The organism is Aeromonas bivalvium, assembly GCF_000819765.1.
GTDB classification, from domain to species: Bacteria; Pseudomonadota; Gammaproteobacteria; order Enterobacterales; family Aeromonadaceae; genus Aeromonas; species Aeromonas bivalvium.
This window is the reverse complement of sequence record NZ_CDBT01000024.1, coordinates 72245-86762: the sequence shown is the minus strand read 5'-3', so window position 1 is coordinate 86762 and position 14518 is coordinate 72245. Positions and strand designations below refer to the sequence as shown.

Here is a 14518-nt window from a genome sequence, read left to right as displayed (position 1 = left end):
AACAACCCCATAATGCAAACCGTGATTTCACAATGACAAGGTAGATGCATGATCCCCATTTGCTGCCACGCCGTTGCCGGAGTGGCGCTATCGAACATCGATGGCCAGATAAAGATGCTGCTGATGAACAGGGTCAAGGGCGGTTTCTGGTGCCATGTTGCGGGCACGGTCGAGGCGGGTGAAACCGGCTGGCAGACCATAGTGCGCGAGTTTGGCGAGGAGACGGGCATCAAAGTGGCCGAGCTCTATAACGGCCAGTATCTGGAGCAGTTTTACGACGCGGCCACGAATACCGTGATGGTGGTGCCTGTGTTCGTGATCTATTGCCCGCCCAATCAAACGGTCACCCTCAATGATGAGCACACCGAATATCGCTGGTGCACCTTGGCCGAGGCCAAGGGACTGGTGAGTTTCCCCGGCCAGCAGGCGCTCTATGACCATGTCTGGCACCATTTTGTGCAAGGCCACCCCTCGGCGCTGATGCGGATCCATGTTCCTTGATGCCACCCACCTCCTCCCTGACGCACCTCATGGTCAAAGGCTGCCCATCGGCGCCCTCCCTGGGCGCTGGGTGGCATCTAGCCAGCTGGGCGGTGCGTCCGGGGGCGAGGCGCTCAGGCCCATGGCATTCAGATGATATCGAACTCAGGGGGCACAAGATCAGGGCCAGGCACAGTGCGTCCCTGGGACTGGGGCCAAACCAACCTTCGCCTTCTCGCACAGCGTCATCCTGGCGCGAGCGCCGACATACGAATAAATATGCACTGAAAACACGGTTCAACCCGCCCGACATATGAACTCTTCTGCTGTTTGTATGAAGCATCATGCTGCTGAAAATTTTCTGTGAGCCACCTCCCGTCGTTTAATCCGCGAGCCTCTACCCTTGCTCCATACAATAAAAACCGGACGCGTTCCGGTTTATTTCACCATGCATCACAAAGGAGTGTCATATGTATAAAAAAGTGAAACTGGCGAGCATTATCAGCACCCTCATTCTCTCTGCCTCTGCATATTCTGCCGAGATGACGGTGGGCTTCTCGCAAATAGGCTCTGAGTCCGGCTGGCGGGCGGCGGAAACCTCGGTCGCCAAGAGCGAAGCGCAAAAACGCGGCATCACCCTGAAAATTGCCGATGCCCAGCAGAAACAGGAGAACCAGATCAAGGCCATTCGCTCCTTCATTGCCCAGGGGGTGGATGCCATCTTTATTTCGCCCGTGGTGCAGACCGGCTGGGATCCGGTATTGCAGGAGGCGAAAGAGGCCGAGATCCCAGTGTTCCTGCTGGATCGCAACATCACGGTGAAAGATGACGGCCTCTTCATGACCGGGGTCGCCGCAGACAGCGTCCACGAGGGAGAAGTGGCGGCCCAGTGGCTCATCAAGCAGCAGGATGGCAAGCCGTGCAACGTGGTGGAATTGCAAGGCACAGTGGGTGCCAGCGTGGCGCTGGATCGCAAGAAGGGCTTCCTCGACACCGTCGCGGCCGTGCCCACCATCAAGATCATCCGCACCCAGTCTGGGGACTTCACCCGCAGCAAGGGCAAGGAAGTGATGGAGAGCTTCATCAAGGCGGAAAATAGCGGCAAGAATATTTGCGCCGTCTACGCCCATAACGATGACATGGCCATCGGCGCCATTCAGGCCATTAAAGAGGCCGGGCTGAAACCGGGCACGGATATCAAGATCATCTCCATCGATGGCGTACCGGATATTTTCAAGGCGATGATGTCCGGCGAAGCCAATGCCTCGGTAGAATTGACGCCGAATATGGCAGGCCCCGCCTTCGATGCCCTGCTGGCCTATAAGAAAGACGGCACCCTGCCCCCCAAACATATCAAGACGGCGTCTATTCTGTTCGAGCCCGGGAGTGCCGAGGCCCAGCTCGAGCTCAAAAAAGACATGGGTTATTAATACCGCTCGCCCGCTGAGCCTGCCAGTTGAATAAGACGCCATATCGGCTGGGTTGCGATATGGCGTCTTATATCGGAGAGCCCCTATTCATGTCAGAAAACACTCAGGATGTCCTGTTGAACGCCCGCGGGATCTGCAAGGCCTTTCCCGGGGTACGAGCCCTGCATCAGGTGGACTTCTCCCTGCGAAGGGGGGAGATCATGGCGCTGCTCGGCGAGAACGGGGCCGGCAAGTCCACCCTGGTCAAGACCCTCACCGGCGTCTATCAGCGTGATGCGGGCCGCATCGAGCTCGATGGCGTTCCCATCTCCCCGACGGACACAGCCCACGCCCAGCGCCTGGGGATTGGCACCGTCTATCAGGAGGTCAACCTGCTGCCGAACATGTCGGTGGCGGACAACCTCTTCATCGGCCACGAACCCCGCCGTTTCGGCTTCATCGACAGAGCCGCCATGACCCGGCAGGCCAGCGCCATCATGGCCAGCCACGGCTTTGAGATGGATGTCACCCTGCCCCTCGACCACTACTCGGTCGCCATGCAGCAGATAGTAGCCATCGCCCGGGCGGTGTCACTCTCCGCCAGGATCCTGATCCTGGACGAGCCCACCGCGAGCCTGGATGCCAGCGAAGTCCAGATGCTCTTCGCCCTGATGACGCGCCTGCGGGATCAGGGGGTGAGCCTCATCTTCATCACCCATTTTCTCGATCAGGTCTACGCCATCAGCGATCGCATCACGGTGCTGCGCAACGGCGAGCTGGTCGGCACCCGCGACACCCAGGCGCTGCCACAACTGGAGCTGGTCAAGATGATGCTGGGGCGCGAGCTGGACGACAATGCCCTCAAGCGGGCGGGCAAGACACTGCGCAGCCACCAGCCCATGGTGTCGTTCAGGGACTATGGCAAGCGGGGGGTCATCGCCCCTTTCAGTCTCGACGTCATGCCCGGGGAGATCGTCGGTCTCGCCGGCCTGCTCGGGTCCGGTCGTACCGAGACCGCCGAGCTGATGTTCGGCATAGTGCCAAAGGATTGTGGCGAGTGCCGGGTGCGGGGCAAAGCGGTAACCATCCGCTCTGCACGCCAGGCGGCCGCCAACGGCTTTGGTTTCTGCCCGGAGGATCGCAAGAGCGCCGGTATCATCGCCTCGGCCTCGGTGCAGGAGAACATGGTGCTGGCCCTGCAAGCCCAGCGGGGCTGGTTGCGCCCCCTGCCCCGCAAGGAGCAGGACGAGATCAGCGCCCGCCTCATCGAGCAGTTGGCCATCAAGACCCCGGGACCGGAGCAGCCCATCCAGTTTCTCTCCGGGGGCAACCAGCAAAAGGTGCTGCTCGCCCGCTGGCTGCTCACCAAGCCCCAGTTCCTGATCCTGGACGAGCCCACCCGGGGCATCGACGTGGGGGCCCACGCCGAGATCATCCGCCTCATCGAATCCCTCTGCGCCAACGGGCTGGCCCTGCTGGTCATCTCCTCCGAGCTCGAGGAGCTGGTGGGCTATGCCGATCGGGTGATCGTCCTTCGTGACAGAAAACAGGTGGCAGAGCTTGCGACGGACGCCCTCAGCGTTCCTGCCATCATGAACGCCATTGCATGTGAGGCCTGATATGACGTCATCCATCCTCCCCCTCGCCAAGGGGTCGCGCGCCCGCAGGGAGTGGCCCACGGGCTCGGCCCAGTGCGCCGCCCTGGTGTGCGTGCTGCTCATCAATGCCCTGGTCGCCGACAACTTCTTCGCCATCCACATCCAGGATGGGCGGCTGTTTGGCAGCCTCATCGACATCCTCAACCGCTGTGCCCCGGTGGCCCTGCTCTCCCTCGGCATGACGCTGGTGATCGCCACCGGCGGCATCGACCTGTCGGTGGGAGCCGTCATGGCCATCAGCGGGGCCACCATGGCCAGCCTGGCCACCGGCGGTCACAGCCTGCCGGTCATCTTCGCCGCCGTCATCGGGGTGGGCCTTCTGTGCGGCCTGTGGAACGGCCTGCTGGTGGCGGTGTTCAAGATCCAGCCCATCGTCGCCACCCTGATCCTCATGGTAGCGGGCCGGGGCATCGCCCAGCTCATCACCGAGGGGCAGATCATCACCTTCAACAACGAGGCCCTTGCCTGGATCGGCAGCGGCTCCCTCTTCTATCTGCCCACCCCGGTCATCATCACCCTGGGGATGACGCTGCTGCTCTGGCTGCTGACCAAGCGCACCGCCCTCGGCCTTTTCATCGAAGCGGTGGGGATCAACATCAAGGCCGCCAAGAACGCCGGGCTCAACACCCCCATGGTGGTTATCGCCACCTACCTGTTGAGCGGCATGATGGCCGCCGTCGCCGGCATGATAGTCGCCGCCGACATCCGGGGTGCCGATGCCAACAACGCCGGGCTCTGGCTCGAGATGGACGCCATTCTGGCGGTGGTGATAGGAGGCACCTCCCTGATGGGGGGGCGCTTCAACCTCGCCCTCTCCCTGATCGGCATACTGATCATCCAGGGGGTGAACACAGGTATTCTGCTCTCCGGCTACCAGCCCCAGTGGAACCAGATCGTCAAGGCCCTGGTGGTGCTAGCGGTGCTGGTCATGCAGTCACCGGCCCTCAACCACCTGTTCCAGCGAGGGACTCGCCATGTTTAAACGCAACCTCCCCCTGATGGTGACCATCATGGTCTTCGTGCTGGGCTATCTGCTCTGCCTGGCCTCCTTCCCGGCCTTCATGTCCACCCGCATCATCTGCAACATACTGACGGACAACGCGTTTCTAGGAATAGTGGCGGTGGGCATGACCTTCGTCATCCTCTCGGGGGGCATCGATCTGTCGGTGGGGGCCGTCATCGCCTTCACCGGCGTGCTGCTGGCAACCCTCATCGGGGATCTTGGGGTCAGCCCCATGCTGGCCATCCCCCTGGTGCTGGTGCTCGGAGCAGGCTTTGGCGCCCTCATGGGCTGGCTCATCGACACCCTGAAGATCCCCGCCTTCATCATCACCCTGGCGGGCATGTTCTTCCTGCGGGGGGCCAGTTTTCTCATCTCCGAGCAGTCCCTGCCCATCGATCACCCCAGCTTCACCTACCTGTCGAGCCTGTCATGGAAGATCCCGGGCGGCGGGCGCCTGAGCCTGCTGGCCCTCATCATGCTGGCGGTGGTGGTCTTCGGCATCCTGCTCGCCAACCGCACCCGCTTTGGCAACAACGTTTACGCCATCGGCGGCAACGCCACCTCGGCGGCCCTGATGGGGATCTCGGTGCGCCACACCACCATTCGCATCTACCTGCTCTCCACCACCCTGGCGACCCTGGCAGGCATAGTGTTCGCGCTCTATACCTCGGCGGGCTATCCGCTTGCCGCCGTCGGGGTGGAACTCGATGCCATCGCCGCCGTGGTGATCGGCGGCACCCTGCTGAGCGGCGGGGTGGGCACCGTCTTCGGCTCCCTGTTCGGGGTGCTGATCCAGGGCTTGATCCAGACCTACATCAACTTCGACGGCACTCTCAGCTCCTGGTGGACCAAGATCATCATCGGCCTGCTGCTGTTTTGCTTCATCGCCCTGCAGCGCCTGCTGATCCTGGTCTCGGAACACCGCAAGGCCAACAAGCCAGGCCCCTTCAAACGCCAGGTTGCCGCCACCCCCTCCCCCGAGGCAGGAGGATAAGACGCAAGAGATAACGACCCATGAGCCTGGCACCTGCAACCCCAGAGCTTCTGAATGTGCATTGAGCCATGCCAGCGTCGGTTGCAAACAGCAGGCAGAGCTGGCTATCCGGGGCATGGCAATCCCCAGTCCCCCACATCAGGGCACAAGCGTGGCAGGACGCCTTGCCTTATGTTCAGCAAGGCCTGAGATTGATGCAGAAGGAAGTGCGTGTTAACGCCTTGTATGCAAGACATCGGCTTGAAACCTGTGTCTTGTGAATACCATCTCCATGCAGTCAGGCTGGGCAGCGGCAGCCCCACCGTGCCCGCTGGTTTATCGCCTCAGTGCGCCAACGTCTGAGCGGCCTGCGGGGTTATCTCCTCCCCCAGCAATTCGCGCACGTCACCCACGGTGAAGATGTTCCGGCCCTCGGCGTATTGCTCCGCCAGCAGCTGGTTGCAACGGGTCAACCGCTCGCTCGGCTTGGCCCACTGCTCGGGTGGCAATGGCTCGCTCCAGACTGCCAGCTCGGGATGGGCGGCGAAGTAGCGTTCGGCAAAGCACTGCGACAGGGCCGCCACTGCTACTTCTGCCCTTGAAAATGAAGTCCCGCTGAATCATACCCCCGAGATACCCCAACTCCAGCTTGACGGCGGTATTGGTGTCAAAGGTATAGAATATGCCATTCAAGTTTCCTTATTGGGGCTCAAGAAAATCGCCGGATAGTGAGCCAGCTTGTTCATCGAACAAACTGGCTTCCTAGTGAATAGCAACAAGAGTTATTTATCAATCACTGTCGAGATCTTAAAATCAAATCATTGGATGACCTTTTATATTTTTTATCTCGACGCATCTGATTTGATTTTTAATCAGTTCAATAACACGTTCAAAATCCTCGGACTTACAATATAAATTGTCGCTATATGCAACTGTAAAGGGGGTGGATTCAAATCTCAGTGCCTTTTTTCTATTAGAAATAGACAGCGTGTAGGGCCAGTCTTTCTTAAACATGGTATCATGTTCTGAAACTTCACTCTTAAAATCAGTGAAAAACACCGCAAAGAGCGCCATACCACCTGCACCAACCAGTGCTAACGGCCCCAATACTGCTACCGCCATCACACATACAGCCACTCCCAGCCAAGCCAAGCCCCGGACTATTTTATAGGCTATTTCAGGAATGGCGTCATGATAAGTGACGATTAAGCCTTCTGTTGTCAGTCGATAATGATAGTTTTTATCTGCTAGCCATAAGTAACGAGTAAAGGCCGCAACTATTCCCCCCATGATAATAGGAGCCCAACCTGCATCATCATCGCTATACACTAGCCATATACCAATAGACATCATAATACCAACTGGGATTGAAATAACTAGCCAGACAAAAGGTGTTTTTACCCTAATCCCCCATTCATGGAGCGTAGGGGCCTCACGCACCCTTTTCTGATTGGCATTGATTATACGTTGTTGCTCTTCCTGCGGCAGCAGATGAAAAGGGATGTCCTGCTCGTTCGCCTCGTTCATTATTTATTCCCTTGCGTGCCAACCACTAGTGCAGGCATAGAGTTCACCTCACCACTGCTGGTATCCAATATAATGGGGCCGTTGCTATTGCCGTTGCCCTTGAAAAAAATTGCCGCTGCACCATGCCACCCAAATAGCCCAGCTCCAGCTTGATGGCGGTATTGGTATCGACCCCCAGCGGTAGGGTATAGATCATCTCATCCCAGCGTCCGCGCTGTGTCTCAAGCGTCCTAGGCTGCATGGCCGCTTGATAGCGCACCAGATCCTCCTTGGAGCGTACCGGCACCATCTGACCAGCGCGGGCCAGAGGCTGGCCGATGACCTTCAGTCCTATGGTCTGCCCTCGCAAGTGAGCCGGCAGCGAGAGTTGCAACTGCCACTGGGGGCGACCAGTGTCCATCCAGCCCTGGGCCGGGGAGCGCACCACCGTCAGGCTGGCACCAGGCTTATTGACCAGCAATTCAAAGCGAGCCAGTTCGTCCTCGGCAGATTGGTAGCCCTGAGTTGATTTAAATAGCCACGTCTCTTACACCAATCATTCTAATACCCCTACGACTGTCACATCTAAATAAACACTCCATACTAATAAGCTACTTATTTATTTCATCCAGTTTTCTTGGGGCGCCAACATCCAATACACCAACAGGGGTCCTGCGAAGAGATAGTTCACTTTTAAATTCTCTATATTCATCACATCCAAGTTCTCCCATCAAACATGACAGAATTTTATATAGATCTTCTTTATGGCAATACATATAAGAAAACTCAAACCAGCTAAATGGGATGACATCAAACCGAATAAGACTTCTTTTTTTTACTACCTTCACAACGTATTTTTTATCTTTATTAAACACCGTGTATTCAGTCGTGGTTTTTTTTTCAAAACCAGTGAAAAACACGGCCAAAAGAGCCATGCCGCCTGCGCCAACCAGTGCTAGCGGTCCCAGTACAGCCACGGCCATCACGCACACCACCACTCCAAGCCAAGCCAAACCACGCACTATAGTGTAGGCCACTTCGGGAATAGCCTCATGATAAGTGACGATTAAACCCTCTGTTGTTAACCGATAATGGTAATGCTTATCCGCCATCACCAAATAACGTAAATAGAACGTCATCACTATCGACATACCGACCATCATATAAACAAAAGCCCAATCATTATCTCCAGCAAACCATACCACCGCACCTCCGAATAGCATCATAGCGCCAACGACTATCAATATTATTGGCCAGGCGAAAGTTGTTGGAACTTTAATATCCCATTCATAGCACGTCTGAGCCTCATACACTTTTTTCTGATTGGCATTGCTAATGCGTTGCTGTTCTTCCTGCGGTAGCTGATGAAAAGGGGTTTCTTGCTCGCTTGCCCCAGCTGCTTCATTCGTGTTGTTCATTATTTACTCCCTTGTTTACCAACTACCAGGGCGGGCATAGAACTTAATTCACCGCTGCTGGAATTCAAAGTGATAGGTCCACCACTATTGCCGCTGCCCTTGAAGACAAATTGCCGCTGTACCATGCCACCCATATATCCCAGCTCCAGTTTGATGGCGGTATTGGTATCGACCCCCAGCGGCAGGGAATAGACCATCTCATCCCAGCGTCCGCGTTGTGTCTCCAGCGTCTTGGGCTGCATGGCAGCCTGATAGCGCGCCAGATCCTCTTTGGAGCGTACCGGCACCATTTGACCGGCGCGAGCAATTGGCTGGCCGATGACCTTTAAACCTATGGTCTGCCCTCTCAAGTGAGCTGGCAGCGAGAGTTGCAACTGCCACTGGGGGCGACCGCTGTCCATCCAGCCCTGGGCCGGGGAACGCACCACCGTCAGGCTGGCACCAGGCTTATTGACCAGCAACTCAAAGCGAGCCAGTTCGTCTTCTGCGGACCAGTTGGCGGGCTGCTTGCCCCAAGTGGATTGCAGCAACCACTTTTCCAGATCCGAACGTTTAAAGATATTCAGCAGCACTGTCAGTACCAGATAGGCGGCACCTAGCACAAATAATCCAACCGCCATCCAGGGTGCAAAAATCGCTGCTATGGACGAGCCACCAAACCCATTGATACCTAAGAACACAAGCTGAGTAAAAAAGATCCCCCCCTGGCCTAGCAATACAACCGCTTTCATTTGCAGAAGTGTTTTTTCCATGCTGCTTATCAGAGGATCCTTGCTGGCCTGGAAGGAGTCCCACATCTCTGCCCCTGCAGCCACCATTCCCAACCCAGCAAAAGCTAACATCCGTATAGAGAAGGACCTAATCAAAGCCCCATCCTTACTTCCCAGCACGTCACTAATTGACAATGATGTCAGTGTTTTTCCGTTAGTTACTAGAGGCTTTAACTTCTCCCACGCCGCCCCCTGGTAGAGCGCAGCAATGGCGTTCCCTGTCCAGGCAAAGGCAGCCCCCAATTGCAGTGAGGCCCGCTCCCGGCCGATAGACTGGGCGTTTTGCGCCGTTCCGGCAATGACCACACTCAGGTTCCAGAGGTTGAGCAGGGCCACCAAGCCGCCGAAGGTACCCATATTGGGCACACGCTCATTCATGGCCGAGACCCCCTTGCTCACCCCAGTGCGCACGCTCGCCAGATAGTCGCCTATATATTGCCGTGCCTGCTGCTGGTAGAGCTCCCCCTTGAGTCTGACCAGTTGCGGCATCTCGGCGGCTATCAGGGTATCAAGCTCTTGTTGCAAGGCCCTTAACTGGCCATTGATGGCTTGCACCGTGGTGTTGCGCCCGGGCGGGGGCGAGGAGATGACGGCCATTTGCTTGACGATAGGCTGCATCTTGCTCTGGAAACCACCCCAGCGCAGCTTGAAACCGCTGTCGACCTGGAGCGGCTTGTCGCCAAGCAGGGATTCGAGCAGTACCAGCCTTAAGTTGCCTGCCAGGCTGTTCTTCCAGGCATGGGGCAAGATGGCCGCCATGATCTGGGCATGGGCCCCCTTGGCAAGGGATTGACCCGCCCCTTTGATGGCGTCGATCACGGCCTCGACCGTCTGGAACCAGGGCTTCTGCTTGAGCCTCTCCTCCCCCAGCAGTGTCTCCAACTCGGCCACTCGACCAAAGAGAGCCGTCATGTCCCCCGAAGAGGTGCTGAGCCAGGTATTGTCCACCGTCTGCTCGCTCAACCCCTTGTGCAGATCACTATCAAAACCATAGGGGGCCAGCGCCAGCAGGTTGTCCCGGCGTTTCTCATCCAGCAGTTTTTCCAGTGCTTTTTTGTGGTCCTGGCTGGTGCAGCTGAGGGTGGTCGCCTGCGCCGCTTCGGCTATCAGGGTCAACAGATAGGCCTGTCCCCTGGCCGTCCTGTTATCCAGACCAAAGGGCAGCGGATCGGCCTTGAGGCGGGTCAGGCCATTGCGCAGATCTTCGTGGGCGCGACCCAGGGCCAGTTCCAGCTCATTGAGGGGCACCTGATACTGTTTGATAAAGCCATTGAGTCCGCCCCAATTGACCTCATCCTGGAAGGCGGCACGCTCCTTCCATTGATTGACCTGCTTGCTGGAAGGGTTGAAACCGTACTGGTCACGCAGGCGCTGGAGCTTGGCATCGGCTTGCTGGGCCATGGGGGAGTTGAATGTCACCATACCGGGCTCTGCGCTCATGCTTTCGGCATCGGCGAGATACCGGTCCCCCAGATAATCATCCAGCGCCTCTTCAAAAGCCTGGGTTTTGGCCACATTGCCTCTGACGGAAGCGGGCAGTTCCTTCTCATCTAACCGGACCCTTGCCAGATTGCGGGTCACCTCTGCCATCATCAGCTTGTGGCTATTGGTTTTTCTGATGGTGTCATTCTCACCCAGCAGGGCTTCGCGTTTGGCCAGCAGATTGTTGACCTCCATACTGAGGTCGGCGAGATCGGCCAAGGGGTCATCCAGGGCAACCATCATGGCGCTCTTGGGATCCGGCATACCGGCCTTGTAGGCCTCAGGCGTTCCGGCAGCTTTGTGCCGCAGCAGCTTGATGGCCCCCAGCTTCCCTTCCTCTTCGGGCTGAGACAGAGGGGTACAGCTTAGCGAGAAGTCCTGATTCGGCATGCCAAGATCTGCCACCTGTGCGAGCAAGTCGGTTACCCCGCAATGGGCCGCCTTCAAGGTGGTGGCGAAGCTGAGTGGCGTGACCTTGCGCATCCAGCTGCCACGCAGGCTGGCATTTTTCGTCATCTCGCCCTTGATGCGGGTGGTCCAGCGTTCGGGAGAGTAGATCAACATCAGGGTGTGGGGCGCCAGATAGAGCAGATGTCCCTTGCTCCCCTTGCTGGCGCTGACAAATTGCGCCCCCTTGATCTCGTACTCATCGAGCACCTTGGCGGTCTCGTCATAGACATAGAGCCAGCCATCGCGCAGTTGGCGCAGGGTGTATGCGCGACTCTTGAGCGTCAGGGCCCCCTTGAAACCTTTGCCTGGCAAGGGGTGCGGCTGACGCTGGGGGGAGACGAACCCCTCATCCAGTGCATAACGCACCGGTACTATGGCTATCTCTTTGTTCTTGAACGGACAGGCCCCGGCGGGGTGCTTGCCGTCACTCGGATTTGCACACTGGGCAGCCTGATTGGGGGTGCTCATGCCACTCTCTCCTTCTTGTTCTGCACGCGAGCCTGGGCCAGTTCGGCGGCCCGTTCAATACGTTGGGACGGGGTCTGGCTCGATGGGTTCAGCGCCAGTTCGCGTATGTCGTCCACCTCGTCTTCTTCACCTGGCACCTGTTGCGCCGGGGTCAACACGGTGTCTCCCAGATAGCCCAGCAGGTTGAACATCAGCAGCAGATCCCGCTCGCTCTGAAATCCCCTGCCATAGCCCCACTCGGCCCACTCGGCGATCCACCGAGGAGCATCTGTCTGCTCGGCCAGCCGCGCGGGAAACCATTTCTCCATATGGCGCCCTATCGCCCCCAGCGTGTTCTGCCAGGTGACCTCCCCCAGCCGCGTCCACTGCTCATCGGTCAGCCGCAACCGTTCACCCTGTCTTGGGGCAAGCACAGGGGGGGCCTGCCGGTGCTGCCAGCCCTCTGGCGTCGGGATCCAGACCTGCCCTATCCCCTGCCACAGCCAGGGGTCCTCATCCATCAGCAGCCGTCCCATGGTCTCGGGTTTGGCCATCTTGAGCAGAATGCGGCTGCCATAGGGGCTCTCGACCTCGATGAGCGTGCGCAGGCTCTCGGCCAACGCCAGCAATTCGAGGGGGGAAGATAACAGGTAACCCCATGATGGTTCACGCTTTTCCATAAACCAGTCCAGCAGTGTCCGGCTGGCGCTGACCAGACAGGGGCTCACCTCCCGCAGGCTGTCCCAAGGCTGATGCAGGTAGATGGGCTGATAGTCGGGTGAGTCGGAAATTTCAAACAAGGTCCGTTCAATACACGGGATCTGGCCGCCATCAAGCAACAAATAGAGTCGTTCTCCTTGCGCCAACGTCAGGGGCGGCAGAGGGTGTGTCATGCCTCCCCCTCCTTGGCGAGCAGCTCGCAGATCTCGCACACGGGCTCGGCGGATTTGAGCGTCGCAATCTGACGGACAGGGTCCAGGGGGGCGGGGGGCGCCACCACTTCCACCTCACCGGGCAGGGTCGGCATCTTGCCCGCCCAGCCAGAACCCGAGCCCGGGCTGCCCCCTGAGTTCAGCTTGATGCTGCCGCCGGAGAGGGTCACGCCGCTCGGATCGATTTTCACAAAGCTGCCACCGACCTTGAGTGTCAGCTCGGCGCCTGCCTCCAGCACTATCTTCATGCCCGCCTTGTGGTGCACCTCGCTGCCCGCTTCCACCAGCAGGGATTGCCCCAGCTTCTGATGCAGGGAGCTATCCACGGTGAGGGAATAGTCCCCCTTGATCTGGTCCCGTTTCTCGCCATCGACGCTGAGGTGGTCGTTGGCCTTGATGCGGGTCACCCGCTCATGGTCGATATCCCGATGCTCGTCGTGCTTGATGTGCCAGGCCGCGTCGTTTTCGATGAGCAGGTTCAGGTCTTTCTGACCGTGGATGTAGATCTCCTCCTGCCCGGCCTGATCCTCGAAGCGCAGCTCGTTGAAGCCCTCCCCCTGGTGGGTCTCGGTGCGCAGCACGGTGCGGGTCTTGTGGGCAGGCAGTTCGTAGGGCGGCCGGTTGGTGGCGTGATAGGTGCGCCCGGTGACGATGGGCTGATCCGGGTCCCCTTCCAGGAAGGAAACGATCACCTCGTGACCGATGCGGGGGATGGCCATGATGCCGTACTGGCCGCCGGCCCAGCCCTGGCTCACCCGCACCCAGCAGGAGCTTTGGTCGTTGCTCGAGCCATAGCGGTCCCAGGGGAATTGCAGCTTGACCCGGCCGTGCTCGTCGCAATAGATCTCCTCCCCCTCGGGCCCCACCACGAAGGCGACCTGGGGGCCGTCCACCATGGGTTTGTGGGGAATGGCAGGGCGCCAGCTCTGCTGGGCCTTGACCACAGAGAAGTCGTTGCCAAGGGTGGTGGCGCCATCGCCCCCTTCCTCTTCCAGGGCCTGGGGCTGTTTGCCGATGTGGCGGACATGGACAATCTGCCAGTCGGTGTTGAGGCTGTCGTTGGGATGTTCGCTCAGGGAGAAACGCTGCCCCGGCAGCAGGGCGGCGCAGTTGGACTGGCCTTGGCTCGTCATGGCGTCCTGGCGCAGGGCGTCGAGCCGGTACTGGCTGAAGGCCTTGCCGCTCGGGTCGGCTTTGAAGCGGCCCGGGTAGTCAAAATGCTGATAGCCATCCCGTTGGTGATCGAGGGTACTGCCGACGGCATGATGGGAGAGGCCATAAGCCGGGGTCTTGAAGCTGTAGTCTTTCAGCTCCACCTCGCTGGTGCGCACCGATTCGCGGTAGTGGAACTGGCGCACATAAGGACCCTGCTCCAGGGAGCGGTTGCCGAGATTGAAGAAGAGCTCGGGGCCCGGGGTCAGGGCGGCGGCATCGTCGGCAAAGACGATGCGGTGCTTGCCCGCCTCGAACTCGTGAAAATAGAAGAGCCCCTCCTCGGCGGCGAGGCGCTCGACGAATTCGAGGTCGCTCTCCCGGTACTGGACGCAGTATTCCCGCTGGGGGTGGTCGTGTTTCAGGGCGAAGGCATAGTCGGTGATGCCGGCCTCTTGCAGCAGTATGCTGATGATTTCTTCAGGTTTTTGCGCCTGGAAGATGCGGGCGTTGCGGCGCAGGGAGAGGCGCCAGAGGGCGGGCCTGACGACGACCTGATAGCGGGTGCGGCGAAAGCCGCTGTCCCCCTGCACCATGTCGCTGACCACGCCGCAGACCCGGCGCTGCAACTCGCCGTGGTACCAGACCAGCAGTTCGCAGGGCTGGTCGAGCACCTCGGCGAAGGGGATGTCGGCCTGGTGGCTGGCGAGGTCAATGGTCAGCGTGAAGGGGCCGCTCAGGCGCTCATCCAGGCTGAACCCGGCCACGGCGAAGGTGGTCTCGGGCAGGGTGCCCACCCGGGCGGTGAACTGCAATCCTGTGTTGTCTGCCATGGATG

Annotated in this window: 12 protein-coding genes; 5 read left to right on the top strand and 7 right to left on the bottom strand. The window is 58.9% G+C overall.

All coding sequences use genetic code 11. The features are described 5' to 3' along the window. Positions 1–48: 48 nt before the first annotated feature. The 5 genes from BN1119_RS09090 to yjfF all read left to right on the top strand — a co-directional run bounded on the left by BN1119_RS09090 (position 49) and on the right by yjfF (position 5544). Positions 49–501, top strand: coding sequence for an NUDIX hydrolase (locus tag BN1119_RS09090; protein WP_041996876.1), 453 nt, complete (start codon positions 49–51; stop codon positions 499–501). A 449-nt stretch (positions 502–950) separates the two neighbouring features. Further along, on the top strand, positions 951–1910 hold the full coding sequence (gene ytfQ, locus BN1119_RS09085) for a galactofuranose ABC transporter, galactofuranose-binding protein YtfQ (RefSeq protein WP_041996874.1): 960 nt from the start codon (positions 951–953) through the stop codon (positions 1908–1910). 89 nt (positions 1911–1999) lie between these two features. Beyond that, entirely contained in the window at positions 2000–3508 is a 1509-nt protein-coding gene (locus BN1119_RS09080) for a sugar ABC transporter ATP-binding protein (RefSeq protein WP_041996873.1), read from the top strand. Position 3509: 1 nt separating this feature from the next. After that, on the top strand, positions 3510–4529 hold the full coding sequence (gene ytfT / locus BN1119_RS09075) for a galactofuranose ABC transporter, ATP-binding protein YtfT (RefSeq protein WP_041996869.1): 1020 nt from the start codon (positions 3510–3512) through the stop codon (positions 4527–4529). Further along, positions 4522–5544 carry a galactofuranose ABC transporter, permease protein YjfF gene (gene yjfF, locus BN1119_RS09070; RefSeq protein WP_041996866.1) on the top strand — a complete coding sequence of 341 codons (1023 nt, stop codon included), beginning with the start codon at positions 4522–4524 and terminating at the stop codon, positions 5542–5544. The genes ytfT and yjfF overlap by 8 nt, the downstream gene beginning before the upstream one ends. 323 nt (positions 5545–5867) lie before the next feature. Here yjfF and BN1119_RS09065 read toward each other — a convergent pair whose 3' ends face one another. The 7 genes from BN1119_RS09065 to BN1119_RS09035 form a co-directional block, all read right to left on the bottom strand. Then, a complete protein-coding gene (locus BN1119_RS09065; RefSeq protein WP_244463712.1) occupies positions 5868–6107 on the bottom strand; it encodes a hypothetical protein in 240 nt (79 codons plus the stop codon). A 229-nt stretch (positions 6108–6336) separates the two neighbouring features. Continuing rightward, complete coding sequence (locus BN1119_RS09060; protein ID WP_052448042.1) at positions 6337–7050, bottom strand: hypothetical protein; 714 nt, start codon at positions 7048–7050, stop codon at positions 6337–6339. Positions 7051–7093: 43 nt separating this feature from the next. After that, a complete protein-coding gene (locus tag BN1119_RS09055) occupies positions 7094–7510 on the bottom strand; it encodes a hypothetical protein (protein ID WP_041996864.1) in 417 nt (138 codons plus the stop codon). A gap of 130 nt (positions 7511–7640) precedes the next feature. Then, positions 7641–8447 (bottom strand): hypothetical protein, encoded by an 807-nt coding sequence (locus tag BN1119_RS09050; RefSeq protein ID WP_041996861.1) that lies wholly within the window; start codon positions 8445–8447, stop codon positions 7641–7643. Continuing rightward, positions 8447–11617, bottom strand: a complete 3171-nt coding sequence (locus tag BN1119_RS09045) for a toxin VasX (RefSeq protein ID WP_041996858.1) — start codon at positions 11615–11617, stop codon at positions 8447–8449. The genes BN1119_RS09050 and BN1119_RS09045 overlap by 1 nt, the downstream gene beginning before the upstream one ends. Beyond that, positions 11614–12489: a DUF4123 domain-containing protein gene (locus BN1119_RS09040; protein ID WP_041996856.1), complete on the bottom strand. Its 876-nt coding sequence runs from the start codon at positions 12487–12489 to the stop codon at positions 11614–11616. The genes BN1119_RS09045 and BN1119_RS09040 overlap by 4 nt, the downstream gene beginning before the upstream one ends. Then, positions 12486–14513, bottom strand: a complete 2028-nt coding sequence (locus BN1119_RS09035; RefSeq protein WP_041996853.1) for a type VI secretion system Vgr family protein — start codon at positions 14511–14513, stop codon at positions 12486–12488. Before BN1119_RS09035 ends, BN1119_RS09040 begins: the two co-directional genes overlap by 4 nt. Positions 14514–14518: the final 5 nt, after the last annotated feature.

What these genes read in the sequence shown, in the direction of transcription:
- BN1119_RS09090 (WP_041996876.1), top strand. Translation starts at nt 49, where the DNA reads ATGATCCCCATTTGCTGCCACGCCGTTGCCGGAGTGGCGCTATCGAAC.
- ytfQ (WP_041996874.1), top strand. Translation starts at nt 951, where the DNA reads ATGTATAAAAAAGTGAAACTGGCGAGCATTATCAGCACCCTCATTCTC.
- BN1119_RS09080 (WP_041996873.1), top strand. Translation starts at nt 2,000, where the DNA reads ATGTCAGAAAACACTCAGGATGTCCTGTTGAACGCCCGCGGGATCTGC.
- ytfT (WP_041996869.1), top strand. Translation starts at nt 3,510, where the DNA reads ATGACGTCATCCATCCTCCCCCTCGCCAAGGGGTCGCGCGCCCGCAGG.
- yjfF (WP_041996866.1), top strand. Translation starts at nt 4,522, where the DNA reads ATGTTTAAACGCAACCTCCCCCTGATGGTGACCATCATGGTCTTCGTG.
- BN1119_RS09060 (WP_052448042.1), bottom strand. Translation starts at nt 7,050, where the DNA reads ATGAACGAGGCGAACGAGCAGGACATCCCTTTTCATCTGCTGCCGCAG.
- BN1119_RS09050 (WP_041996861.1), bottom strand. Translation starts at nt 8,447, where the DNA reads ATGAACAACACGAATGAAGCAGCTGGGGCAAGCGAGCAAGAAACCCCT.
- BN1119_RS09045 (WP_041996858.1), bottom strand. Translation starts at nt 11,617, where the DNA reads ATGAGCACCCCCAATCAGGCTGCCCAGTGTGCAAATCCGAGTGACGGC.
- BN1119_RS09040 (WP_041996856.1), bottom strand. Translation starts at nt 12,489, where the DNA reads ATGACACACCCTCTGCCGCCCCTGACGTTGGCGCAAGGAGAACGACTC.
- BN1119_RS09035 (WP_041996853.1), bottom strand. Translation starts at nt 14,513, where the DNA reads ATGGCAGACAACACAGGATTGCAGTTCACCGCCCGGGTGGGCACCCTG.